This is a genomic window from Enterobacter sp. FUJ80071 (assembly GCF_038739915.1).
GTDB lineage: Bacteria > Pseudomonadota > Gammaproteobacteria > Enterobacterales > Enterobacteriaceae > Enterobacter > Enterobacter kobei.
In genome coordinates this window covers 2,123,360-2,148,553 of record NZ_JBBXKH010000001.1, presented here as the reverse complement: position 1 = coordinate 2,148,553, position 25,194 = coordinate 2,123,360, and the positions used below count along the sequence as shown (strand labels likewise).

The window sequence follows — 25,194 nt, the reverse complement described above, 5'->3', positions numbered from 1 at the left end:
TGTGTGGCTCGTATGTCCACAATTGCTCTAAATGCTTAACGCTCATTACTTATGTATGACGCGCCAGCCCATGATTATTTATTTAATACCAGGTGATTGCGAATTTTTGTCTGGTTTAGCTATAAAAATCACTGATGCCGTATGAAACATTTTAATAATGATTAAATCTGATGCCATACGTAATGACCTTCAACTTTAGATGCGATATAACGTCCCCCGAACACAAGTTAACAATATCATAACATTACAAAGGTTAAGCAAATGAAGCAGGTTGGCATCGTCGGTTGGCGAGGAATGGTAGGTTCTGTTTTGTTACAGCGAATGGTCGAAGAGAACGACTTCGACGGTATTTCTGTGCATTTTTACAGTACTTCAAGTGCAGGTGCCGCCGGTCCTGTCATTGGTGGCGTCGGCTATACGCTAAAAGATGCTAATTCAATCAATGCCCTGTCCGAAATGGATATCATTATAACCTGTCAGGGCGGTGATTATACTAAAGCAATATATCCTGATTTGATTGATCACGGCTGGAAAGGCTACTGGATTGATGCGGCCTCAGCGTTACGGATGGATGAGAAAGCCTGTATTATTCTCGACCCCGTCAATCGTTCTAATATTGATCGTGCAATCAAAGAAGGAATTAAACTTTTTGTTGGTGGCAACTGCTCCATCACCCTGAGTCTTATGGGGCTTGCTGGACTGATAAAGGCTGACTTAATCGAATGGATGAGCGTAATGACGTATCAGTCTGCATCAGGTGCAGGGGCTAAATATGTTAGAGAATTAATCGCTCAAAGCGCATATATCAGCCAGCATTTATCCTCAGATGAACTCATGTCATCAGGATCGGTGCTTCCTTTAGTCAATAAAGTCAGTGAGCTTATTAACAGTGCTGACATGCCCATCCAGAATTTCGGCGTACCTCTTATGGGCAGCATCATTCCATGGATTGATAGCGATTTAGGCGATGGGAATAGCCGCGAAGAGTGGAAAGGTGAGGCAGAAACGAACAAGATTCTTGGGCTTTCTCCAGGTACAATCCCGGTAAACGGTTTGTGTATTCGTGTCGGCGTGATCCGGTGCCATAGTGCTGCCATCACCCTGGAGCTCAAGCGTGAAGTCAGCGAAAAAGAATTCGCAAGCTTAGTAACGCATTCCCACCCCTGGGTTAACTACGTACCCAATAACAAGGATGAAAGTGTCAGTCGATTGACCCCAGCTTACATCAGCGGTTCGCTACAGGTTGGCGTTGGCCGTTACAAAAAAATGTCCCTGAATAATGACCCTATTTACTCGGTTCTAACGGTGGGCGATCAGCTATTATGGGGGGCGGCAGAACCGTTGCGCCGGATGTTGAATATTTTGCTTGGCAAAATATAAGTCGAATTTTACGAGTAAAACATCTCGTGACGGAATCACTGCAAATCCACCAGAGCGAAAACGAATATTACCCCTACATTTAGTGGTTGCTATGTGAAGGTAGTTCATCCATCCTGCTTGTAACCGCGGGCAGGACGGAGTCACATTTTGTGGGTAATCCAATCCTTGAGAAAACCATCGTCATCTTTCTTCTCATCTTGTGGATAATCAGTGCATTCAGGGCCAGGAAAAGAAAATGTTCTGACCCCGCTATTGAAGCAGCTGATGCCAGAGAACGCCATGAATGGCGCTATTTCAGATGGGGGTTCCGGACGATACAAGTGGCAGCGACAATATATATCTTTGTTCAGCTGTTTCAGGTATTAATGAGATAAGATACGTCACTTTCAAACTCCCCGTGGGCGACGTTTTTCGTTACACAATCGGGTTATCGCCTGCCTCTCCCGTCAACTGCGTTACGCCCGCTGCGGCAAGCACGCTCCAGCGGGCGGTGAGCTTGTGGTTCCAGTCAAGATCCATCGACCAGGCGTAAATCCCTGCGCCGGCGTCATGTCGGGCAAACCCCGATGCCGCCGACTGGGCATCGCTCACGCCGTAATACGTTTGCATATACTTGCTGGAGCCCCAACTGCCGGTCAGCGCCAGCGCTCCGCATTTTACGCACACCTGACGATCTCTCCCCCTTAAAAGCCGTACCGCAGCATAGTGAGGCGCGCATTGACGCCGCGACGGAGTCCGTGCCGCTAACGTCGCTCATACCGGAGCGAATGGCCGAGTTGGAACCGTTAGCCTCAGCGCGCAGAATTGAACTGGAATTCTTCGCCGAGAAGAACATCCGGATTAGCGGCGTCAGGCAAAGTTTGATATCGCTGATAGACAATCTCATTGAAAATGCCGTGAAGTACAGCCCTGAGTGCGTCCGCAGAAGGTGGCCTCCAGGTGACGGTTGCCTTCCCGAACCGCACGTTTAGCTAAACCAGAACAGGGGGTTTGATCGCAAATGCCGCAGATTGCTTCAAAAAAATTACCCTATTTGTTATATTGTTGTTTATTGCTTATTCACCTCTGCGGTGCCAAAAAGAACAAGATTCACCGCGACCCAGGACAGAGAAATGTTAGATTACCGCTTCCCGACAGCTTTGCAGATGGTCCTCAGCGTAGCGATGGCGGAGCAATTAGGTAAACGTTCGACGAGTGGCGTTCTGGCCTACGGCCTGGAAGCCAACCCGAGCTTTATCCGCAAATTGATGGTTCCCCTTACGCGTGACGGAATTATCGTCTCCACGCTTGGCCGCAACGGCTCCATTCATCTTGGGCGCCCGCCGGAAGAGATCACCCTGCGTGACATCTACCTTTCGGTCACTGAAGATAAAAAGCTGTGGGCGTCGCGTCCTGACGTACCGGCTCGCTGTGTGGTCAGCGCTAACGCCTGCTGGTACTTTAAATCGGTATCCGAAGAAGCTGAGCAGGCTTCGCTGGCGGTATTAGCCCGACACACCGTGGCAAGCGCGCTGGAAGAGGTCAAAAAAGCCGATAGCAGCGGCTGCGATCCGGTACCTGAGCTTATGGCCCAGTATAAAGAAACGTTTTAACGGTTGTTCTGATGCGAAAAAAAAGCGCCTTACTGTGAAGGCGCTTTTTTGTTTTCTGCAACATCCCTATGCAGGCAGAACGTCCCTTTCCTCTTTACCGCGCGTAACGAATTTACGCAGCGTCACGTAAAACACCGGCGTCAGGAACAGACCAAACAACGTGACGCCCAGCATCCCGGAGAAGACCGTAATCCCGGTGACACCGCGCACTTCTGCACCCGCGCCGTGGCCTAGGATCAGCGGAATGGTTCCGGCGATGAAGGCAATGGAGGTCATCACAATCGGGCGTAAACGCAGGCGGCAGGCCTCCAGCGCGGCTTCCATGATACCTTTGCCCTGAATTTCCAGCTCGCGGGCAAACTCCACAATAAGAATCGCGTTTTTACATGCCAGCCCCATCAGTACCACCAGCCCTACCTGCACGAACACATTGTTATCGCCACCGGTCAGCCAGACGCCAAACAGCGCGGACAACATTGTCATCGGCACGATAAGGATCACCGCCAGCGGCAGCGTCCAGCTTTCATACAGTGCCGCCAGCACCAGGAAGGCCAGTAGCACCGCGACCGGGAAGACGATCAGCGCCGTATTACCTTGTGTCGCCTGCTGGAAGCTCAGATCCGTCCATTCAATATTCATTCCGTTCGGCAATATCTGCTTAGACATACCTTCCAGCTGCGTCATCGCCTGGGCGGAGGAGAGTACGCGCGGGTCGGCATCGCCAATCAGGTCAGCCGCCGGGTAGCCATTGTAGCGGATCACCGGATCCGGCCCGTAGGTGGTGCTGATCTTAACCATACTGCCAATTGGCACCATTTCACCCTGATTATTACGGGTACGTAAGTTCGCAATATCCTCCACGCTCTCGCGGTACGGTCCGTCGGCCTGCGCCATTACACGCCAGGTACGCCCGAACTGGTTGAAGTCATTCACATAAGACGAGCCCAGATAGGTTTGCAGCGTACCGAACAGATCGGTCAGCGACACGCCCTGCGCTTTCGCCTTGTCACGGTCAACCTGCACGTCCAGCTGTGGAACGTTGGCCTGGTAGGTCGAGATCGGGAAATGCATCCCCGGCGTCTGCATAATCGCACCGGACATGGTATTCACCGCGTTCTGCAATGCGCCATAGCCAAGACCGGCACGATCCTGAATGTACAGGGAATAACCCGACCCCTGCCCCAGCCCCAAAATCGGCGGCGGCAGAATGGAGAAGCCAAAGCCCTGCTGGATTTGCGCAATTTTCGCATTGATTTCAGCGTTAATTTCCGCAGCACTGTGTTTACGCTGGTCGAACGGCTTCAGGCCAAAGAAGACCGTTCCGGTGTTCGGCGTATTGGTGAACTGCAGCGCATTCAGCCCCGGGAAAGCAACCGCATAGTCCACGCCTTCGGTATTCATCCCGATTTCGCTCATTTTGCGGATCACCGCATCAGTACGCGCCAGCGACGAGCCTTCGGGCATTTTCACGCCACCAATCAGGTACAGCTTATCCTGTGTCGGAATAAAGCCACCGGGAACCGCTTTAAACATGACGCCTGCGGCACACAGCAGCAGCAGATACACCACAAACACCGCGCCACGTCGGCCGAGCGTTTTACCCACCAGCCCCTGATAGCCAGTCGAGCTACGATGGAAAAAGCGGTTAAACGGTCGGAAAATCCAGCCGAACAGACGATCGATAAGCCGGGTCGGGAAATCTTTCGGTGCGCCGTGCGGTTTTAACAGCAGAGCAGCCAGCGCTGGCGAGAGCGTCAGCGAGTTGATAGCGGAGATCACCGTCGAAATGGCAATCGTTACCGCAAACTGTTTGTAGAACTGGCCGGTGACGCCAGAGAGGAACGCCATCGGCACAAACACCGCGCACAATACCAGCGCAATCGCGATAATCGGCCCGGACACTTCACGCATCGCCTGATGCGCCGCCGCAAGCGGAGCAAGCCCCTCTTCGATATTTCGCTCGACGTTTTCCACCACCACGATGGCATCATCCACCACGATACCGATAGCCAATACCAGCCCGAACAAACTCAGGGTATTAAGCGAAAAGCCCAGCAGGTAGAGAACGCTGAACGTCCCCACGACCGAAACCGGCACCGCGATCAGCGGAATGATCGACGCACGCCAGGTTTGCAGGAAGAGGATCACTACCAGTACGACCAGCACTACCGCTTCCAGCAGCGTTTGCACCACCGCACGGATAGAATCGCGCACGAATACCGTCGGATCGTAAGGTGCCGCCCACTTCATATCTTCCGGGAAACGGGTGGACAGTTCCGCCATTTTAGCGCGCACCGCGTTAGACAGATCGATGGCGTTTGCGCCAGGAGACTGGAAGATACCGATCCCGACCGCGTCTTTATTGTTAAGCTGCGAACGCAACGCATAGCTGCCCGATCCCATTTCAATACGCGCCACGTCGCGCAGGCGTACCAGCGACCCGTCCTGAGACGTTTTGAGAATGATATTGCCAAACTCTTCTTCGGTATGCAGACGCCCCTGGGCGTTAATGGAGATCAGGAAATCGCTCTCCTTCGGCAGCGGCTCGGTGCCCAGCTGCCCGGCCGACACCTGCACGTTTTGCTCCTGCATCGCCGTGACGACATCCGAGGCGGTCAGCCCGCGCGCCGCTACTTTATTGGGATCCAGCCAGACGCGCATCGCGTACTCGCCTGAGCCAAAAATCTGGATCTGGCCGACACCGGGCAGACGCGCCAGTTCGTCCTTCACTTTCAGCGTGGCGTAGTTGCGCATATACAGAGAGTCATATTTACCGCCAGGCGAAAATAGATGCACCACCAGGGTCAGCGTAGGAGACTGTTTCTGCGTCGTGATGCCCAGACGGCGCACATCCTCCGGCAGACGCGCCTCGGCCTGCGCCACGCGGTTTTGTACCTGAACCTGCGCCTGATCCGGGTCGGTTCCCGGACGGAAAGTGACGGTCGTCACCATCACGCCATCAGAACCCGCGACGGATTTCATGTACATCATGTTCTCAACGCCGTTGATCGCCTCTTCCAGCGGCGTCGCCACGGTCTCAGCAATCACTTTCGGGTTGGCGCCCGGGTACTCCGCGCGCACCTGCACGCTTGGCGGTACGACATCAGGGTATTCGCTCACCGGCAACAGCGGGATGGCGATTAATCCTGTGATAAAAATCAGAATCGACAGGACGGCAGCGAAAATCGGCCTGTCGATAAAAAAGCGGGAAAAGTCCATGGGTAGGATTCTCAGGTCAGATGATCAGTTGAGGGCGGTGCTGGCGGTCATGGCGACGGGTTTCGCGTTAACCGGCATACCCGGCATAAACACTTTTTGTAAACCATCGACGATGACTTTATCGCCGGGTTTCAGCCCCTGCTGCACGATGCGTAAGCCGTCCGCCAGGCGCCCTGGCGTAATATCGCGTCGCTGTGCTTTGCCCTCTTTATCCACGATATAAACATATTTGCGATCCTGATCGGTCAGCACCGCTTTGTCGTCAATAAGCGTGGCCTGGAATTCAGCGCTGCCCGGCAGGCGAACGCGAGCGAAGAGACCCGGCGTGAACTGACGCTGCGCGTTATCCAGCAGCGCGCGCATACGGATCGTACCGGTACTCGGCGCCAGCTGATTATCCAGGAAATCCACTTTGCCCTGATGGGGATACCCTTCCTCACCCGCCAGGCCAATTTCAACCGGTAGCGCAGTGTGATTGCTGGACGCCCCCTGCCCGCTGCGGGCGAGGTTTTGATAGTGGAGGTAGGTTGACTCATCCACGTCAAAGTAGACGTAAACCGTCTTCTGCGAGACCAGCGTTGTCAGCACGCTGGCGCTGTCGCCCGCCGTGACCAGATTACCGCTGGTGATCAACGCGCGGCTGGCGCGGCCATCAATCGGTGCCGTTACTTTCGTGAAATCGAGGTTAAGCTGAGCGGCGTCTACCGCAGCCTGCGCGGCGCGAATATCGGCCTGCGCCTGAATGGCGGCCGCACGGCGCTGCTCCCACTCTTCACGGGATACCAGGTTGGTATTGATGAGTTTATCGGTACGGTTAGCCTCGCTTCGGGCCAGGCTGGCCTGCGTTTTGGCTCTCTCCAGCGTCGCCTGCGCCTGCTCCAGCGCGGCACGATAGGTTCTGTCATCAATCGTGAACAGCACCTCACCCTTTTTCACATCCTGGCCGTCGGTGAAATTCACTTTGTCGATATAGCCAGAGACGCGGGGGCGAAGCTGAACGCTCTCCACGGCTTCGATCCGGCCGTTAAAGCTATCCCACTGACTAATGGATTTCACAACCACATCAGCAGCATTGACGGCGGGCGCAGGTGGTGCAGCATTTTGCGCGGCGCTGTTATCACATCCGACAAGCAACAGGGAGAGCAATATCGCTCCCAGCGCATGCAGAGGTTCGTTTCCCCAGGTTTTTTGCAGGCTCATTATTTTTATTCCGGTAATTGTAGCCGCCGGGCAAGACGCGGCAGGAGGCACCGCGCCACTTCCTTTGTCCGGGCTGGCTTAAGGCCATTTGTGTCGTTCATCGCCACAAAACTGTAACAGTTGCGAATACACTATTCGCGGCGATTGTAGGAAGGCGCTAAACTAAGTGCAAGAATAATTGTTGCACTTTATGTGCTATTCGAGCGGATGTTAAAAAGGCCCGTTTCAGGTAAGGATTTAAATGCAACAATAAAACTTGCAATTACTGCAAAAACGCGCCACCTTTAAATGCAACAGATAAAGATACCATTTAACAGGCTGCGTGGAGGTAACCCGATGAACACGGGCGCATTTATGCATGATTTACTCGACTGGATCGACAACAACCTTGATAGCCGTCTGGATATTGAGTCCGTCGCCAGGCGCTCCGGCTATTCGAAATGGCACCTTCAGCGCCTGTTTAAAGAACATACGGGCTACCCTCTCGCCGGGTACATTCGCGCGCAAAAGCTGCAAAAATCCGTTGAGCGCTTAACCCACAGCGACGAACCGATTCTGAACGTGGCGATCGCGTTGGGTTTTGACTCTCAGCAATCCTTCAACCGCAGTTTTAAACGGCAATATGGCCAGGCTCCAGGCGCATGGCGGCGCAGTGTGGCCTGCCGTGAAACCCAGCAGGCGCACACGTAACGCACATTTTGCTGCAACTTTTTCCGGCCTCTGTTATACTGTACATAAATACAGTATGAGAGGTGCATGATGGCTGTTGAAACAAAATATGTTGTCGTAAGAAAAGGTGAAGAGAAAATGACATTTGCCAGTAAGAAAGAGGCTGACGCTCACGACAAACTGCTTGATATGGCAGAGGCGTTTACCGACTGGCTTTTGCAAAGCGGAATGCAGATGGATGAAACGCAGGCTGAAGATCTTGGTCTGTATCTCGCCGAGCAGAAAGATGCCGTGCAGCATATTTTGCGAACCAGTAAGCTCCCGGCTCTTGATACCCCTGCTGACGATAAAACCGAGTCAGGTGCAGCTGAAAGTAAAAAAATCAGGGCGGTTAAAGCGGCCTGATGGCCACATCATCATTCCTGTTGCCCGGTCTGCTGTGGTAACGCATCGCAGACCTCTTGTAACTCATTAAAAAACCTTGCCACATGGAAACCATCGCAGACAGAATGATGTACCTGAACGGCGAGAGGTAATACTACCCTGCCCGCTTGCTCGTAATATTTTCCAAGCGTAAACATAGGGGCAAAAAAGTTTTTCATATTAGCCACGCTAACGCTAAAGCTCGTAAAACTTACCCACGGAATGCCGGATATAAAAAAGATATTTTCCCTGGATTCTTCTTTTGGCCAATACGCAAGATTATCGCCATAGCGAGCCATGTCTTCAGAATAGGTTTTCTGAAAGTGCTGTATATCGCCATCGTAATGACTCCATAATGATGAAAAGGTCTCTGTTTCATTATGGAAAATCGTATAATTTGGATGAATTTCATTCCATATGACAAGCTCATTGTCCTTCATGGCCATACGGAATTCTGGGTGACGGTTAACGACTTTAGCAACAAGAAAAATAATCGTCGGATAAAACTTCCAGCCAACATTTTTAATATGGCTTAGCAGCACGGTAATATCGACCAACACCGTCTGGTTAAACGTCGATTGAGCAAACCCCTGAAATACCTCAAAATGCTCCTTTCTTGCCCAACGGGATAAATCAACAGCCGTATATTCCGGGATTATTTTTTCCATTTTTAAGCCTTTGTTGAGCAAGCAGATCTTGACGTTAGCCTAAGTTTTTTTCCTGACTTAAGCAAGCAGGGGCCTGCAGTTCACATGTCGAAGAAAAACACGTTCACAGAAATTACATTTTCAGCGTATCAATAACGGCCCTCAAAGCCGGCGATACGTTGCGGTGCGGATAATAAAGATACAGCCCGTCCATGCGCAGGCTATAGCGCTGCAATACGCGGATAAGCGTTCCTTTTTCAAGATCATCAGCCACCAGCTCAAGCGGAACATAAGCCAGCCCAAGCCCAAGACGGGCGGCTTGGGCTTCCATATAGCTGTCTGACAATGCCCACTGCCCTTCTGGCCGATGGGTGATTTTTTTCCCGTCCTCGACCAGTTCCCACTGATAATCACTTCCATCAGCAAACTGATAGGCAATGCAGGGATGCGCCACTAAATCAGCTGGCGTCTGGGGAAAACCATAACGCCTGAAGTGCCCCGGTGCAGCCACTACGGCCATTTCCATATCGGGCGTGATGCGCACCGCAATCATTCCCTGACTGACCTCAGCTCCCAGCCTGACACCCGCATCAAACCGCTCGGTGATGATGTCGACGAAGCGGCTTTCATTTATGAGTTCCAGCCTGATATCCGGGTAACGCTGTTTAAAAATGGCGAGCTTTGGCAGCAGGCATTTGTCGATGGCGTGCTGACTGGCGTTAATGCGCACCGTGCCGGACGGTGTCTGACGATAATGTGCGAGGGTCGCCAGACCCGAATCAAGTGCATCGAACGCGGATTCGGCTGTCTGATAGAGCTGCTCTCCGGCGTGGGTTAACGACAGCTTACGCGTGGTGCGAACGAGAAGCTGGACGCCCAACCGCTCCTCCAGCTCGCGCACCGAGCGGCTCACCCCGGATTGCGCCAGCCCAAGCCGCTGCGCAGCCGCGGTGAAACTCCCCTCCCGCACCACCTGCATAAACAGATACAGCTCATTGTAGTTTTCTCGCTTCGCCATTACGCCCCGCAATTCATAACAATTTGATATTAATTCTAGCAGATTATGGCCTCTAATCAGCACTCATTCTGCTAACTATAATGGCCGCAACACAACACCGCAGGGTATCGATACATGAAAATATTCACCCAAAAACTGTCTGTTGCGATGCTGCTATGCGCATCATTAAGTGGAGTGACAACCATGAGTTATGCAGAAGCCACCAATCCTAACGCCCCCGTCTCGATGGTTACAGCCTGGGACAAAACCTTTGCCAAAAGTGACCGGGTTGACCACCGTAAGGTCTCCTTCCAGAACCGTTACGGTATTACCCTGGTAGGCGATCTCTATCTTCCTAAAAACCGTGGCGACCGTAAGCTGGCAGCGATTGCCGTCAGCGGGCCATTTGGCGCGGTCAAAGAACAGTCCAGCGGTCTCTACGCGCAGACCCTGGCGGAAAAAGGGTTTGTAACCCTGGCGTTCGACCCTTCCTGGACGGGCGAAAGTGGCGGTCAGCCGCGCAACGTCGCGTCACCGGACGTCAACACCGAAGACTTTAGCGCCGCGGTTGATTTCCTTGGCGTGCAGAAAGAGGTCGACCGTAAGCGCATTGGCATCCTTGGGATCTGCGGCTGGGGCGGTATGGCGCTGAATGCGGCATCCATGGATACGCGCATCAAAGCTGTCGCCACCAGCGTAATGTATGACATGAGCCGGGCGATGGGTCACGGCGTAGGCGACGGCAAAGATCGTTATTCTTCGGCAGATCGCCATGCTGTGCTGCAGTACCTGAATGAACAGCGCTGGAAGGATGCCGGGAACGGCACCTTTGCACAGGGCGGCCATGACATTTATGTTGACGAGAACGGCAAAGTGACCGCATCAGAACGTATTTTGCCAGAAGCCTTGCCCGCCAACCCGAATCCGGTGCTGAAAGAGTTTTATGACTACTACCGCATGCCGCGTGGCTTCCACGCGCGTTCCGTCAACTCAACCGGCGCATGGACGGCAACTATGCCGCTCTCGTTCATGAACATGCCGCTGCTGAGCTATGCCGGAGAGATCGCTATCCCGACGCTTATCGTGACCGGCGAAAAGGCGCACTCCCGTTATTTCGCCGAAGATGCGTTTAACGCGGTCGGCAGCAAGCAGAAAGAACTGGTGATTGTCCCGGGCGCCAACCATGTCGATCTCTACGACAATGCTGCCGGGAAGATCCCATTCGCACAGTTTGAACAATTCTTTAAAAACAGCCTGAAATAAACCTCCCTGCTGCCCGTTTCGACGGGCGGCTCTCTTCGCGAAATCAGACGATGTCCACATTAAACCACACCACTTCACAGCATGAGGAACATGCGTACTGGGGAGGCATTTTTGCCATGACCCTTTGCGTATTCGTCCTGATTGCCTCGGAATTTATGCCCGTGAGCCTGCTCACCCCGCTTGCCGCAGATTTAGGCGTGACGGAGGGGCTTGCAGGCCAGGGCATTGCTATCTCCGGCGCGCTGGCGGTACTGACCAGCCTCTTCCTCTCCCGGCTTGCCGGGAATATGAATCGTAAACACCTTCTGCTGGGCATGACGATACTGATGGCGCTCTCGGGGCTCATTATTGCCTTCGCCACGAACTATCAGACGTATATGACCGGTCGCGCGCTGATCGGTATCGCCATCGGCGGGTTCTGGTCCATGTCGGCGGCAACGGCTATTCGCCTGGTTCCCCATCATCAGGTCACGCGCGCGCTGGCTATTTTCAACGGTGGTAACGCGCTGGCAACGGTCGTGGCCGCCCCGCTAGGCAGCTACCTGGGTGCAACCATTGGCTGGCGCGGTGCCTTCCTTTGTCTGGTGCCCGTGGCAATCGCCGCATTCCTGTGGCAGTACGTTAGCCTGCCAAATATGAGCGGGCGTAAAAACGGTGCGTCAGGTGAAGGCGTCTTTCGGCTATTTCGCCAGCCTGTCGTATCCGTCGGTCTGATAGCCTGCAGCCTGTTCTTTATGGGACAGTTTGCGCTGTTTACCTATGTGCGCCCATTTCTCGAGACCGTCACGCACGTCAGCGCCTCCGGGCTATCGCTGATTTTGCTCGCCATCGGCATTGCCGGATTTGTTGGCACCCTTCTCGTTACTCTGGTTCTGAACGCGGCGTTTTACCTGACGTTAATAGCGATTCCACTGCTGATGGCCGCCATCGCTGGCGCGTTGATTTTGACCGGGCATAACGTGTGGATTGTTGCCCTGCTGTCAGGCTTGTGGGGAATGCTGGCGACGGCAGCACCGACGGGCTGGTGGGCGTGGGTCGCCCGAACGCTACCGGAGGATGCCGAAGCGGGCGGAGGGTTAATGGTCGCGGTGATCCAGCTCGCCATTGCACTGGGTTCAACGGCGGGCGGTATGGTGTTTGATCGCCTCGGCTGGCAGAGCACGTTTGCCCTGAGCGGCATAGTGCTGCTTTGTGCGGCTGCGTTGACGTTTATCACATCGCGTTATAAATGAGCGATACGATGTTTTGACCGAGAATTGTGCGATAAAATTTTTAATGTATATATTAGCCTTCCGTTAATTGGATGTTCCATCTCTGGCTAAAATTAACATTATCGATAGCAGGCTATTCATATAAAAAATGAATTAATTTCACTAAGTGCATAATTAATGCTTACATGTTCCCTTTCAATTTCCAATTTGAAATCAATCTATTTACTCGCTGCATGATTAAAATCAAATAACAAACATAAATATTATCCCGAACGAATATCACAGTGTCTTATCATATTCACGATAACAATCCTGTTATCTCTCGTTCTATGATAAGGATTACAGATGAAAGCATTGCCAAAAGTCGTAAAAGACTCTGTCAACGAACTTTCAGGTAAAAATATCGTACCTGTCGTTGCGGGTATTGTTGCTGGGGTGATAGCGGGTGCGAGCGCCCCAGCGTTCGCCAGCAACAGTACACCAGTAATTGCACCAACGCACTCCAAGGTTGCCGCCAGCAACAGCGTACAGCAACCTGGTACGTCTGTTTTACTGGCTAAACCTTCTCTGGAAGGACAAGCATTCGCGGCGCATTACAGCCACTCAAGTCATGCAAGCCATTCCAGCCACTATTCCTGCACGCCTGGTTCAACGTGCTAACACTCATGGCCAGCTGCAGGCTGGCCATTCCGGAAGGAGATGCTCATGGATAACCTCAAACATGGAAAGAATGAATTAGGGGAATATTTTTTGTTGCCCCTAAACAAAAAACTCTATAGCCGTGAAGCTATAATGAAAACATGCTACTCGTTTACCGATGATTTCTTCATTCATGCCGTCAAATCAGAAAATGAAGATGTTGGTATCTATATCTACCAAAAAAACGACAGCGTTAATGATATGAATACCGTAGCAAAGCGCTTTTTACATTTACTTCATGAAAATCAGATGCGTCAAATCATTCATGATGAAACTTCAGCCTTACATGAAGAGATCGTCAGGAAAGCATTCTCCCCGGCCGCCGTGTTTGTTGAAAAACGGGTACAGGCTGACACTCAAGATATTTTAAAATCGGTAGTATAAGACGATGATAATCAAGCTTGACCCACATTTTTATACTCAGGGCGCTATAGAGAATATAGCCCAACAATTCAATGATTATTTGAGTGTAGAGTTTACCACTAAAGAGGCGTTCTGTCTGAGGATAAGTATCAATAAAAAATATCTCTCAGATGCACCTCTCATTATGAATACCTTCCTGACTAACATCCTTGATCTCAGTATACAGGACATCATGCACAATGAGCGTTAGATTTAAATCTCCCGCTGAGTTTGCTTCTCAGTCATATCAACTACTTCCATTCAGATTCAGCCAACTGGATGACGGAAATTATTTCCTTTCTACTGATTATGGCGAGTGGATGTGTATTAGCCCTTCACAACTTACTACACTCATCAATAAGGAGAAGATTGAAGATGAAACGCTTTGGTATGAACTGAAGGCCAAACACATGGTCAGTAACGGAATTGATGACAACCAGATCGCTTTACTCTCCTCCCGATACAGAACAAAGAAATCATTCCTGGAAAACTTTTCTCAGCTCCATATTTTTGTCCTCACCGTTCGCTGTAACAACTCCTGCGTCTATTGTCAGGCCTCTCGTAAGAGCTGCCAGTCCGATCAATCTCGTTATGATATGAGTCCGGAGACCCTTGAAAAGAGTATTGATTTATTCTTATCTATGCCTTCAGACAAGCTTACGCTTGAATTTCAGGGGGGAGAGTCCACGCTGAATATGGGCCTCATCCGTCAGGCCGTCGCCTTGGTCAACAGGAAAAATACCCGAAAAGATATTCAATTCGTGGTTTGTACTAATTTGTGCGAGTTGAATGACGAAGATCTCGACTTTTTGCTAGAGCATAATTTTTCAATCAGCACATCGCTTGATGGCCCTCAGGCGTTGCATGATGCTAACCGTAAATATGCAAAATCAGGTGCATGGAGTGCACTCATTTCAACGCTTAATAAAATCAAACGGCGTGATGCGTTTGACAGAGTTAGCGCACTGATGACAACGACCCGGCCAAGCCTTGATATGGCTGAAGAGATTATAAATGAATATGTAAGCCATGGATTTCGGAGTATTTTCATCCGCGAACTTAATCCTTATGGCTTCGCACAGAAATACTTCCATAAAATCGGGTATACCACGGAACAATTTCTGGCGTTTTATGAGAAGTGTCTCGATTACATCATTCGCATTAATCACGATGGAATTGCATTTCGCGAATCCTATGCTGCATTGATCATGAAAAAGCTCATGACGCCTTGGGCAACAGGATTTGTGGATCTTCAGTCCCCCTGTGGATCTGGTTTTGGGGTCACACTGTATAACTATGATGGAAACATCTACCCAAGCGATGAAAGCCGAATGATGGCAGAAACGGGCGATCAGCATTTCAAAATGGGGAGTGTTTTTGAGAATAGCCCAGAAGAACTTTTCTTTGGCTCAGTCATGCAAGAACTCGCCTCTGCAGGAGTCAATGACTGCCTGCCCGTCTGTTCTGACTGTGCGTTTGCTCCCTACTGCGGCGCAGACCCTGTACGCCGCTATCAGGTAACAGGTTCAGTTTATGGCCATCCCGGTAAAGACGATTTCTGTTTAAAAAACAAAGGTATTATTTCGATGATTATTAAACGATTTGTTGAAGGCGATCGCGAGACCCGTCGTATTCTGATGCAATGGGGAATGAAATGAAAACACGATGCACTGACGATACGCTTTTTCTTTCTACTCAGGCAGAAAGCATCTGGCACCTGAAGGAAGCACTATTTGGTAAAGTCGCTGTCGAATTAAATCAAATCGCAGCGGATTGCATTGTCTTTCTGACCTCCGGCAAATCGATACCACTGTCAGCATTGCCCTCTGCACGCGCAATCATTTGTACAAAGAACAATCCGAACTTTGAAGACTTAATCGCCCAGGGGGAGACACCGGTTATCGTCGTTTCAGAAGAAACTGTTTTCAGTGAGGGCGATGTAATAACCATCAGCGAGCGGGGGCGGATCCATCGCTTATTTCGTGCAAGCTCTAAGAACAACGCATTCCTGGTGACTGAAGTTTGCAACAACCTCTGTGTAATGTGCCCGCAGCCTCCTAAACCGGAAGCAGCAATTAACCAGGGTGATATTGAGCAGCGGATCCTAAAAACTCTTTCCCTGATTGATGATAAGCACTTTCCGGAAGCACTCTGTATTACGGGGGGGGAACCGACAATGTTAAAGGAAGGATTGCTTCATATTATTGAGGCGATTTCAGAAAGAAACCAACAGACGTTAATACACTTGCTGACGAATGGCCGCTACTTATGTCAGGGGAACTATACAGCGCGTCTGGCACAGAAAAGTAATCATCATTTGCTCGCCGGCATCCCCCTTTTTGGTCATGTTTCAGAGATTCACGACTATGTTGTTCAATGCGAAGGGGCATTTGATCAAACAATGGCCGGTTTGTTAAATTGCTACAAACACGGGATTGACATTGAACTGCGCGTTGTACTGAACAAATTAACGGTAAAATATTTAACTGCGCTGGCAGAATTTATTTCCCGAAATCTCTTTTTCGTTAAGCATGTTGCGCTTATGGGCATGGAGAACATGGGATATGCAAAACTGAACCGGGAAGCCGTATTTATCGATCCCTGGGAGTATAAGGATACGCTATCCGCCACCATCGAGATTTTTCAGTTATATGGTATTGATGTAAGGGTCTTTAACCTTCCTTTATGTATTGTTAATGAAGACACACGAGCCCATTGCAAACAGAGTATCAGCGACTTTAAGAATAGCTGGAGCCCTGTTTGTACCTCCTGTATGAAACGCGACGCATGCTGCGGTTTTTTCAGTTCCTCGACGGATAAATTTTGGTTATCCAACCATATCAGTCCTTTTGTTACAGACCTGGAGAGAAAACACCCGAGTTTTGGAGGTTGAATTCTGTTCAAGCCAGTGTGTTGTTTTAGATCGTTCATACCCTTAAAGGACACCAGCACTATGCTAAAGATCCTCGGCCAAACCACCTCCATCAACGTGCGCAAAGTGCTCTGGACCTGCGAGATGCGGGCATCGACGGGCAGCAGGAAGATGACGGCAGCGGTTTTGCCTCAACGGAAACGGATGCTTTCCGAGCCCTGACCCCCAATGCCATCGTGCCGGTACTGATCGATGACGATTTCGTACTGTGGGAATCTAACGCCACCTGCCGTTATCTGGCGCGCAAAGCCGGACGTCGCGATCTTCTGCCCGCAGAGTCACAGCTCTGAGCCAAAGTTGAGAGCTGGATGGACTGGCTGGCGACCGAACTTAACGACGCCAGGCGCTATATCTTCCCAGCGCTGTGGCGTAACAACCCAGGCTTTAACGACCCTGAGCGCATTGCGGCAGGAATAAAAGAGTGGAACCACTGCATCACCATTCTGGAAAGCCAACTGCAGCGCATCGCTCTTACCCTTGCGGATGTGGTGCTTAGGCTGTCGGTGAATCGATGGAAAATAATGGCGTAGCGTGAGGTTTCAGTTTGGAATACTTTTCGTAAGGATATTTTATTTAATTACTAAACCCTCAACGTCGCCAGAGGGAATAATAATTAAGCAATATCCTGGACAGCCCGTCGACACGCTTTGCTAGCCTGATTATTCAGGCAAAGCTCACCCCGGAGGTATTCTTGCTGATTAAACTCAAGAAAGAACGAACGCACCAGGAGGATCGCCGGCTTGCTCTCTGGCTGGCGACCTCAGCAGGTTTACTCAACGCCATTGCCCTTGGGGCCTTTGGCTTTTTCCCCTCTCATATGACCGGCAACACCTCACAATTATCCAGCGAAGTCTCCTCCACCGATCTGAGCGATATCATTTTCTTTGGCTCGATTATTCTCTCCTTTGTGGCGGGTGCAATCCTTGCGCGTCTTATCGTGATATGGGGCATTATCCATAACGTCAGGCTGGTTTTTTGCCAAATCCTTTTTGTCGAAGGGATATTATTAACCGGCGTATCTCTCTACGAGATGTATTTCCATGCGCTCACCAGCAACCGCGAGATTATTATTTTCCTGTGCTGTCTGATGGGCATTCATAATTCAACCTCCACACAGCTTTCCGGCGGACGGGTGAGATCGACGCACATTACCGGCACGCTGACGGACGCGGGAATTTCCCTGGCCTCCGTCACGGTTGCCATGCTTCGCAGGGATTACTCCAAAGATACCGCGGCACAAAAAAGTCAGTTGAAAACCCACTTAACCACCCTTTTCTCGTTCATTACCGGGGGTATCGCCGGGTTACTGCTCTTCAGATGGGTTGGCTTCAACGCCATGCTGGCGCTCGGGTTGATGCTCTCCGTTGTCGCGACCGTATCGATTATCAGTATCTCAGTGCGTGTTCGCCGTATACGCCCCCTACTCAGCAGATAAAGCTCTCAGGCAGGGTGACAGGAACATCGCGATACGTGACCCTGTCACTTTATGGGCTGCGCTTTAGGACTATTCTGCCTGCGCCATATTCAGCCCTTACGCCATAAGGCCTGACTTAAGGTTGTCACGCTTTTCATAGGGTTACTGATTTTCCCCCTTCGCTGGAACCCTTCCCAAACGCTTGCTATAGGTCAATTACCCCTGCCGAAACATGGCATAACAACAGGCAACCGGTGGTTGCTATAACGCATGCGCACAGGGAGACACACCGCAATGCACCCATTACTCAAACGTTCGCTGCTGTTTGTTGGCGCGATTATCGTGGTTCTTGCCCTTCTCATCTGGGGGATCGGACTTGAGACAATCAAGGCGCGTCAGGTTGACCTGATTTATCTCGGGCAACAGCACATGATACTGGTTTTCTCGTCGATGTTTTTTGCCCTGCTGGTCGGTATTCCGGCCGGTATCCTGCTGAGCCGCCCGGCCGCGCGGGGTATCGCCGAATATGTGATGCAAATTTTCAACGTGGGTAACACGCTGCCACCGCTGGCCGTGCTGGCCCTGGCGATGGTGGTGATTGGCATCGGCGATACGCCCGCCATCATCGCGCTGTTTCTTGCCTCGCTGCTGCCCATTGTGCGCAATACCTACGCGGGACTGTGTTCCGTTCCGGCCTCGTTACTGGAAGCGGCAAACGGGATCGGGATGACCAAATGGCAGCGTCTGCGTCAGGTTGAATTGCCCAACGCCTGGCCCGTCATGCTCTCCGGGATCCGCATCGCCACCGCCATCAACGTCGGTACCGCGCCGCTGGCCTTCCTGATTGGTGCCAGCAGCTACGGTGAGCTGATTTTCCCCGGCATCTACCTGAACGATTTTCCGACCCTGATCCTCGGCGCGGCGGCCACCGCCCTGTTCGCCCTGATCCTCGACACCCTGCTGGCGGCGCTGGGTCGCGTGATGAGCCCCCATCTCGCTCAATAACAATAACAAGGAGCTTTTATGAGACTGTTTTCCGGCCTGACGGCGCTGTGCGCCGCGGCGCTCTTCACCAGCCAGGCAATGGCAGCCCCGCTGATCCTGGCAACCAAAAGCTTTACCGAGCAGCATATTCTCTCGGCCATGACCGTGCAGTATTTACAGAAGAAAGGATTCCAGGTACAGCCGCAAACCAATATCGCCACGGTGATTTCCCGTAACGCGATGATCAACAAACAGATTGATATGACCTGGGAGTACACCGGCACGTCATTAATCATCTTTAACCACATCAACAAACGCATGTCGCCGCAGGAGTCTTACGAGACGGTGAAACGCCTGGACGCAAAGCACGGTCTGGTATGGCTTAAACCCGCTGACATGAACAATACCTATGCTTTCGCCATGCAGCGCAAGCGCGCCGAGGCGGAACACATCAACACCATGTCAGAGATGGTGGCGAAGATTGAGCAGATCCGTCAAACCAACCCGGACAAAAACTGGCTGCTGGGCCTGGACCTGGAATTTGCCGGGCGCAGCGACGGCATGAAGCCGCTGCAGGCCGCCTATAACATGACGCTGGACCGCCCGCAGATCCGTCAGATGGACCCGGGACTGGTCTATAACGCGGTGCGCGACGGCTTTGTCGACGCCGGTCTGATTTACACCACCGACGGGCGCGTGAAGGGCTTTGACCTGAAGGTGCTGGAAGATGATAAAGGCTTCTTCCCGAGCTATGCGGTCACTCCGGTAGTGCGTAAAGACACGCTGGAGGCTAATCCGGGTCTGGAAGAGGCGCTCAATACCCTCTCCGCCCAGCTCAACAACGACGTTATCACCGAGCTGAACAAGAAGGTGGATATCGACCATCAGTCACCGCAGCAGGTCGCCCGTGATTTCCTGCGTAGCAAACAGTTGCTGTAGGAGGCGCTATGGATACCGTTCACTACATCCTGGATAACTGGGACTATCTGTTAACCCTGACGCTGCAGCACCTGTGGTTGGTGGCGCTGGCCGTGGGTTTAGCCATCCTCATCGGCGTCCCGCTGGGCGTTCTGATTGTCCGTCATAAATGGCTGGCAACGCCGGTACTGGGCATCGCTACCATCGTGCTGACCATTCCGTCCATCGCCCTGTTTGGTCTGATGATCCCGCTCTTTTCGCTGATCGGTCAGGGTATCGGCGCCCTGCCCGCGATTACGGCGGTGTTTCTCTACTCGCTGCTGCCGATTGTACGTAACACCCATACGGCGCTCGACAGCCTGCCGCCGGGGCTGCGTGAAGCCGGACGGGGCATCGGCATGACCTTCTGGCAGCGTCTGCGCTGGGTGGAAATCCCGATGGCGCTGCCGGTAATTTTCGGTGGGATCCGTACCGCCGTCGTCATGAATATTGGCGTGATGGCGATTGCCGCGGTAATCGGCGCGGGTGGCCTGGGCCTGCTGCTGCTCAACGGTATTGGCGGAAGTGATATTCGCATGTTGATTGCGGGCGCGCTGATGATTTGTCTTTTAGCTATTGTGCTCGACTGGCTGCTGCACCGTTTGCAGGTGGTTCTGACTCCAAAGGGGATTCGATAATGATAAAACTGGAAAACCTCACCAAACACTTTTCACAGAAGCACGGCCAGACCTTTAAGGCCGTCGATAACGTCAACCTGAACGTTCCCGAAGGGGAAATGTGTGTCCTGCTCGGCCCGTCCGGCTGTGGGAAAACCACGACCCTGAAGATGATTAACCGCCTTATCACACCCAGCAGCGGAACAATCCTCATTAACGGTGAAGACACCAGCGGGATGGACACGGTGACCCTGCGCCGCAATATTGGCTACGTGATCCAGCAGATTGGCCTGTTCCCGAACATGACTATCGAAGAGAACATCACCGTTGTACCGCGCATGCTGGGCTGGGATAAAGCGCGCTGCAAAACCCGCGCCGAAGAGCTGATGGATATGGTGGCAATGGATCCGCGTAAGTTTCTTAGCCGCTATCCGCGCGAGATGTCCGGCGGCCAGCAGCAGCGTATCGGCGTCATCCGCGCCCTGGCGGCGGATCCTCCGGTACTGCTGATGGATGAACCGTTCGGCGCGGTGGACCCCATCAACCGCGAGGTGATCCAGAACCAGTTCCTGGAGATGCAGCGCAAGCTGAAGAAAACGGTGATGCTGGTCAGCCACGATATTGATGAAGCCCTGAAGCTCGGCGACCGAATCGCAGTCTTCCGTCAGGGGAAAATCGTGCAGTGTGCCAGCCCGGATGAACTGCTGGCAAAACCGGCCAATGAATTTGTCGGCTCGTTTGTTGGTCAGGACAGGACGCTGAAGCGGCTGCTGCTGGTCTCCGCAGGCGACGTCACCGACCAGCAGCCGACCATTACGGCGCGGAGCTCAACGCCGCTTCCTGAAGCCTTTGCCACGATGGACGACAATGACATTCGCGCAATTACCGTGGTCGACGAGCACGGAAAACCGCTCGGCTTTGTGAAACGTCGCGAAGCGCGCAACGCCAGCGGTACCTGTGCCGACATCCTGCATCCGTTCCGCATGACCGGCAAGGCGGAAGACAACCTGCGCGTCGTGTTGTCACGTCTGTATGAAAGCAATACCAGCTGGATGCCGATCGTGGATGAGGACGGGCGTTACAACGGCGAGATTTCGCAGGACTATATTGCCGAGTACCTGAGTTCCGGGCGTACGCGTCGGGCACTGAATATTCATAGCGACAGTTAACCCTTCTGGCCGGGCCTCGCCCGGCGCTTTCGCACGCATACCTTTTGCTAACCCCGCGATTTCCCGCCACAATATTGTATCGTTCCCCTGTAATCGCGACCCATGCAACGTCTTCATGCTTACCCCGACATCCGGGCGATGTTTCGCCGACTGTTGATTGCCACCGTCACCGGCGTGCTGGCGGCGCTGGCCGTTGCGGTGTTTCGTCACAGCATGTACCTGCTGGAGTGGCTGCTTCTCAGCAACGACAGCGGTAGCCTGGTGAATGCCGCCGCATCGCTCTCGTCCTGGCGGCGCGCGCTGACGCCTGCGCTGGGTGGGCTGGCCGCCGGGGTACTGCTCTGGGGATGGCAACGACTGACCGCCCAGCGGCCTCACGCGCCAACCGATTACATGGAGGCGCTGGAGACCGGGGACGGCCAGTTTGATTACGGTGCCAGCCTTGTAAAATCCCTGGCGTCGCTGCTGGTCGTCGCCAGCGGAAGCGCCATCGGGCGCGAAGGGGCTATGATCCTGCTTGCCGCTCTCGCCGCCTCCTTTTTCGCTCGCCGTTTTACGCCCAAATCTGAATGGAAGCTCTGGATCGCCTGTGGTGCCGCGGCCGGGATGTCCAGCGCTTATCATGCCCCCTTAGCCGGAAGCCTGTTTATTGCAGAGATTCTGTTTGGCACGCTCATGCTGGCCTCACTCGGTCCCGTGGTTATTGCGGCGGTGGTGGCGCTTCTGACCACCCGCCTGCTGGCACCCGGCGCCAGCACGCTCTATGAAGTCCATCTGAGCGGCATACTGACCGCGACAGATTATGCCCTGCTGGTCGCCATGGGTTTGCTGGCAGGTCTTTGCGGACCCCTGTTGATGTGGCTAATGACGTTTAGCCACGGACTGTTTCTGCGTCTCAAACTTTCGCCGCCGTGGCAGCTGGCGCTGGGGGGGTTGATCGTCGGGCTGCTGTCCCTCCTCACGCCGAAGGTATGGGGGAATGGCTACAGCGTGGTTCAGGCTTTTCTGCTCGCCCCGCCGCTGCTGTCGGTGATTGCCGGAGTGTTTATCTGTAAATTGCTGGCGGTACTGGCCAGCAGCGGTTCGGGTGCACCGGGCGGCGTGTTTACGCCCACGCTGTTTGTCGGCATGGCGACGGGGATGCTGTTTGCGCAGCTTTTCGCGCTGTGGTTACCGGGTTCAGAGACGGCAATATTGCTGGGACTGGCGGGAATGGCAACGCTACTTGCTGCGACCACGCATGCGCCCATTATGTCGGCGCTGATGGTCTGTGAAATGACCGGACAGTATGTTTTACTGCCCGGTTTACTGGTCGCCTGTGTGGTGGCGTCCGTGCTGTCGCGGACGTTACGCCACGACTCGATCTACGGCCAACACGCCGCCGAGGGCAGAGAGATCGATGTACTGCGCTAACTCGCGCTGCTCGGCACGAGGCAGATAAGGCAGCTCACCCACCAGCGGCCCAGGCAGTTTGGCGCTCAGCACGTCGATGATCTCCGCGTAGTGCGCCAGCCCCGGGTTGATACGGTTTGCCACCCAGCCCACCAGCGGCAGGCCGTCATTGGCAATCGCCTGCGCTGTCAGTAGCGCATGGTTGATGCACCCTTCCTGGATACCCACCACCATCACTACCGGAAGTTGTTCCTGGACGACCCACTCAGAGAGCGGACGCAAATCATTCATCAGGCTGCGCCAGCCGCCCGTCCCTTCGACCACCACGTGATCAACCTTCTCGCTCAGGTTCGCCAGCCCATCGGACAGCAGGGGATAATTAATCAGACCGCTGTGCGCCACGCTGCTCTCCTCTTCGCTTAAGGCAATGGGATTGACCGCCTGATAAGGCAGTTCCAGCGACGAGACGCTTTGCAGCACCAGAGCGTCTTTATTACGCAATCCCTCTGGCGTCTCTTTACTCCCTTTTGCGACCGGCTTGTACCCTGCCACGCGTTTACCGCTTGCTGCAAGCGCCTGCAGCAATGCGCGGGATACGACGGTCTTGCCGACAGAGGTATCTGTACCAGTAACAAAGAAACGCTTAAGCATGACTCACTCCACCTCTTGGGTATGCTTCGAAAATATAAACCAGGTAAATAATTCAGTGGAGGAAGTCTACGGGATGCGTGCGCTACCCGGCTTGAGATAGCGCAATTTTTCGTACATCTGCGGAAAAGAGTTAACCCTGTAACAGGCGGATAAGCAGCGAGCCGTTATACATGGCATCTTTGACCAGTGCCGCACCTGCCATGGTGCCCTGGTTAGAGAATTGGGTGCTTTCCACCGCAATATTCTTGCTGTAGGCGGGAAGCGACTGCTGATGGATACAGGCCGAGATCGCCGGAAAGAGGATCTCCGCCGCCTGGCTGAGCGGGGAGCCAATCAGGATTTTTTGCGGGTTAAAGAGGTTCACCATAATCGCCAGGATGCGACCAACGTTATTCCCCACCCCGGTAATAATATCCTTCGCCAGCAAATCTCCCTGACGCGCGGCGGCGCAGAGGGAATCGACCGTTAAGGGTTGGCCGTGCAGCGAGGAGCTCATGGACTGGCTGAGCCTGACCTGCGCCAGCTCCAGCACGCTTTCTACACTGGCAATGGTCTCCAGGCAGCCATGGTTCCCGCAGTAGCAGCGCTTCCCGTACGGGTCGACCTGAGTGTGCCCGATTTCCACCAGGCTGCTGCTCCCGGCGTGAAGAAGACGCCCGTCGGTGATGACACCCGCCCCAACGTTATGGTCGATCACCACCTGAATCACATCACGCGCACCGCGCGACGCGCCAAACAGGGCCTCCGCCATGGTCCAGGCACTGATGTCATGCTGAATATAGACCGGCACGCCGGTATGGTTTTTCAGCACCTCTCCCAGCGGCATCTCTTTGACATCGTCGTAAAACGGCATGCGGTGCACGATGCCGTTTTCGGTATCAATAATGCCCGGCATGGTGATGGCGATTGCCGTTAAGCGTTCCAGCCGCTGCTGATGGCGGATAAAGAAGTTATCGATATGGGAGACAATGGCATCGAGGAGCGATTGTTCCGCGTTGAGCGGCAGCTCAAGCCGATCCTCCACCACCAGTTTGCTGCTCAGATCGCGCAGCGCGAGGAAGATCTCCCCGCGACTGATGCGCAGTGACAGGTAATGCCATGCTTCCGTCTCAACCACCAGCCCGACCGCCGGACGGCCACGGCTGCCCGGCTCCTGAATTTCCGTCTCCTGGACCAGGTGCGCTTCCAGCATTTCACGGACAATCTTGGTGATACTGGCAGGTGCCAGCTGTGCCAGGCGCGAAAGATCGATACGCGAAACCGGACCAAGCTGATCAATCAGGCGGTATACCGCGCCAGCGTTGGTCTGCTTAATCTGATCAATGTGCCCTGGCTGACTATCAGCAACCACCTCGTACTCCCTTATTTTCGAGCTT

Annotated in this window: 23 protein-coding genes and 3 pseudogenes; 19 read left to right on the top strand and 7 right to left on the bottom strand. The window is 53.1% G+C overall.

Going from position 1 to position 25,194, the window contains the following annotated elements:
• Positions 1-261 precede the first annotated feature (261 nt).
• Both asd and AAER43_RS10500 read left to right on the top strand, forming a co-directional pair.
• Entirely contained in the window at positions 262-1,380 is a 1,119-nt protein-coding gene (gene asd / locus AAER43_RS10505; RefSeq protein WP_050862415.1) for an aspartate-semialdehyde dehydrogenase, read from the top strand.
• A gap of 149 nt (positions 1,381-1,529) precedes the next feature.
• Positions 1,530-1,754, top strand: coding sequence for a hypothetical protein (locus tag AAER43_RS10500; protein WP_014883667.1), 225 nt, complete (start codon positions 1,530-1,532; stop codon positions 1,752-1,754).
• A gap of 40 nt (positions 1,755-1,794) precedes the next feature.
• Here the strand turns inward: AAER43_RS10500 and AAER43_RS10495 are convergent.
• Positions 1,795-2,025 (bottom strand): annotated as a pseudogene (locus AAER43_RS10495) (MipA/OmpV family protein); the annotation flags it as partial.
• A gap of 56 nt (positions 2,026-2,081) precedes the next feature.
• On the opposite strand from AAER43_RS10495, the pseudogene AAER43_RS10490 reads away from it, so the two are divergent.
• Both AAER43_RS10490 and AAER43_RS10485 read left to right on the top strand, forming a co-directional pair.
• Positions 2,082-2,294, top strand: a pseudogene (locus AAER43_RS10490) (sensor histidine kinase); the annotation flags it as partial.
• A gap of 198 nt (positions 2,295-2,492) precedes the next feature.
• On the top strand, positions 2,493-2,972 hold the full coding sequence (locus tag AAER43_RS10485) for an Rrf2 family transcriptional regulator (RefSeq protein ID WP_023330297.1): 480 nt from the start codon (positions 2,493-2,495) through the stop codon (positions 2,970-2,972).
• 66 nt (positions 2,973-3,038) lie between these two features.
• Here AAER43_RS10485 and oqxB read toward each other — a convergent pair whose 3' ends face one another.
• Positions 3,039-6,191: a multidrug efflux RND transporter permease subunit OqxB gene (gene oqxB, locus AAER43_RS10480; protein ID WP_050862416.1), complete on the bottom strand. Its 3,153-nt coding sequence runs from the start codon at positions 6,189-6,191 to the stop codon at positions 3,039-3,041.
• Positions 6,192-6,215: 24 nt separating this feature from the next.
• Entirely contained in the window at positions 6,216-7,391 is a 1,176-nt protein-coding gene (locus AAER43_RS10475) for an efflux RND transporter periplasmic adaptor subunit (protein ID WP_050862417.1), read from the bottom strand.
• Positions 7,392-7,727: 336 nt separating this feature from the next.
• Here AAER43_RS10475 and AAER43_RS10470 point away from each other — a divergent pair, with 336 nt between their 5' ends.
• Together AAER43_RS10470 and AAER43_RS10465 are read left to right on the top strand one after the other, a co-directional pair.
• Positions 7,728-8,081 carry a helix-turn-helix domain-containing protein gene (locus AAER43_RS10470; RefSeq protein ID WP_014883647.1) on the top strand — a complete coding sequence of 118 codons (354 nt, stop codon included), beginning with the start codon at positions 7,728-7,730 and terminating at the stop codon, positions 8,079-8,081.
• 69 nt (positions 8,082-8,150) lie between these two features.
• On the top strand, positions 8,151-8,465 hold the full coding sequence (locus tag AAER43_RS10465; protein ID WP_050862165.1) for a YebG family protein: 315 nt from the start codon (positions 8,151-8,153) through the stop codon (positions 8,463-8,465).
• An 11-nt stretch (positions 8,466-8,476) separates the two neighbouring features.
• Here AAER43_RS10465 and catA read toward each other — a convergent pair whose 3' ends face one another.
• The gene (gene catA, locus AAER43_RS10460; RefSeq protein ID WP_050862164.1) at positions 8,477-9,151 is read right to left on the bottom strand and encodes a type A chloramphenicol O-acetyltransferase; all 675 of its coding nucleotides are present in this window, start codon (positions 9,149-9,151) and stop codon (positions 8,477-8,479) included.
• Positions 9,152-9,263: 112 nt separating this feature from the next.
• Positions 9,264-10,148, bottom strand: coding sequence for a LysR family transcriptional regulator (locus AAER43_RS10455; protein WP_032636721.1), 885 nt, complete (start codon positions 10,146-10,148; stop codon positions 9,264-9,266).
• A gap of 114 nt (positions 10,149-10,262) precedes the next feature.
• Here AAER43_RS10455 and AAER43_RS10450 point away from each other — a divergent pair, with 114 nt between their 5' ends.
• From AAER43_RS10450 to clcB, 13 genes and pseudogenes are all read left to right on the top strand, one after another.
• Positions 10,263-11,390 (top strand): alpha/beta hydrolase, encoded by a 1,128-nt coding sequence (locus tag AAER43_RS10450; RefSeq protein ID WP_057057697.1) that lies wholly within the window; start codon positions 10,263-10,265, stop codon positions 11,388-11,390.
• A gap of 50 nt (positions 11,391-11,440) precedes the next feature.
• The gene (locus AAER43_RS10445; protein ID WP_047028291.1) at positions 11,441-12,622 is read left to right on the top strand and encodes an MFS transporter; all 1,182 of its coding nucleotides are present in this window, start codon (positions 11,441-11,443) and stop codon (positions 12,620-12,622) included.
• 324 nt (positions 12,623-12,946) lie between these two features.
• Positions 12,947-13,261, top strand: a complete 315-nt coding sequence (locus tag AAER43_RS10440) for a hypothetical protein (protein WP_127353087.1) — start codon at positions 12,947-12,949, stop codon at positions 13,259-13,261.
• A gap of 45 nt (positions 13,262-13,306) precedes the next feature.
• Positions 13,307-13,684, top strand: coding sequence for a His-Xaa-Ser system protein HxsD (gene hxsD / locus AAER43_RS10435; protein ID WP_045269511.1), 378 nt, complete (start codon positions 13,307-13,309; stop codon positions 13,682-13,684).
• Between the two features lie 218 nt (positions 13,685-13,902).
• Positions 13,903-15,360, top strand: coding sequence for a His-Xaa-Ser system radical SAM maturase HxsB (gene hxsB / locus AAER43_RS10430; RefSeq protein WP_045269509.1), 1,458 nt, complete (start codon positions 13,903-13,905; stop codon positions 15,358-15,360).
• On the top strand, positions 15,357-16,595 hold the full coding sequence (gene hxsC, locus AAER43_RS10425) for a His-Xaa-Ser system radical SAM maturase HxsC (RefSeq protein ID WP_050862162.1): 1,239 nt from the start codon (positions 15,357-15,359) through the stop codon (positions 16,593-16,595). The genes hxsB and hxsC overlap by 4 nt, the downstream gene beginning before the upstream one ends.
• 60 nt (positions 16,596-16,655) lie before the next feature.
• Positions 16,656-17,155 (top strand): annotated as a pseudogene (locus AAER43_RS10420) (glutathione S-transferase family protein); the annotation flags it as partial.
• A 170-nt stretch (positions 17,156-17,325) separates the two neighbouring features.
• On the top strand, positions 17,326-18,069 hold the full coding sequence (locus tag AAER43_RS10415; protein ID WP_050862161.1) for a YoaK family protein: 744 nt from the start codon (positions 17,326-17,328) through the stop codon (positions 18,067-18,069).
• Between the two features lie 273 nt (positions 18,070-18,342).
• Positions 18,343-19,053: an osmoprotectant ABC transporter permease OsmY gene (gene osmY, locus AAER43_RS10410; RefSeq protein ID WP_032636727.1), complete on the top strand. Its 711-nt coding sequence runs from the start codon at positions 18,343-18,345 to the stop codon at positions 19,051-19,053.
• Positions 19,054-19,071: 18 nt separating this feature from the next.
• The gene (gene osmX, locus AAER43_RS10405; protein ID WP_032636729.1) at positions 19,072-19,971 is read left to right on the top strand and encodes an osmoprotectant ABC transporter substrate-binding protein OsmX; all 900 of its coding nucleotides are present in this window, start codon (positions 19,072-19,074) and stop codon (positions 19,969-19,971) included.
• Positions 19,972-19,979: 8 nt separating this feature from the next.
• A complete protein-coding gene (gene osmW, locus AAER43_RS10400; protein ID WP_014883638.1) occupies positions 19,980-20,627 on the top strand; it encodes an osmoprotectant ABC transporter permease OsmW in 648 nt (215 codons plus the stop codon).
• On the top strand, positions 20,627-21,775 hold the full coding sequence (gene osmV / locus AAER43_RS10395; RefSeq protein WP_014883637.1) for an osmoprotectant ABC transporter ATP-binding protein OsmV: 1,149 nt from the start codon (positions 20,627-20,629) through the stop codon (positions 21,773-21,775). The genes osmW and osmV overlap by 1 nt, the downstream gene beginning before the upstream one ends.
• A 102-nt stretch (positions 21,776-21,877) precedes the next feature.
• On the top strand, positions 21,878-23,188 hold the full coding sequence (gene clcB, locus AAER43_RS10390) for a voltage-gated ClC-type chloride channel ClcB (protein WP_069683674.1): 1,311 nt from the start codon (positions 21,878-21,880) through the stop codon (positions 23,186-23,188).
• On the opposite strand, the gene bioD is transcribed toward clcB, so the two are convergent.
• On the bottom strand, positions 23,123-23,818 hold the full coding sequence (bioD, locus tag AAER43_RS10385) for a dethiobiotin synthase (protein WP_014883635.1): 696 nt from the start codon (positions 23,816-23,818) through the stop codon (positions 23,123-23,125). The genes clcB and bioD overlap by 66 nt on opposite strands.
• A 130-nt stretch (positions 23,819-23,948) precedes the next feature.
• Entirely contained in the window at positions 23,949-25,169 is a 1,221-nt protein-coding gene (gene mlc / locus AAER43_RS10380; RefSeq protein ID WP_023330287.1) for a sugar metabolism global transcriptional regulator Mlc, read from the bottom strand.
• Positions 25,170-25,194: the final 25 nt, after the last annotated feature.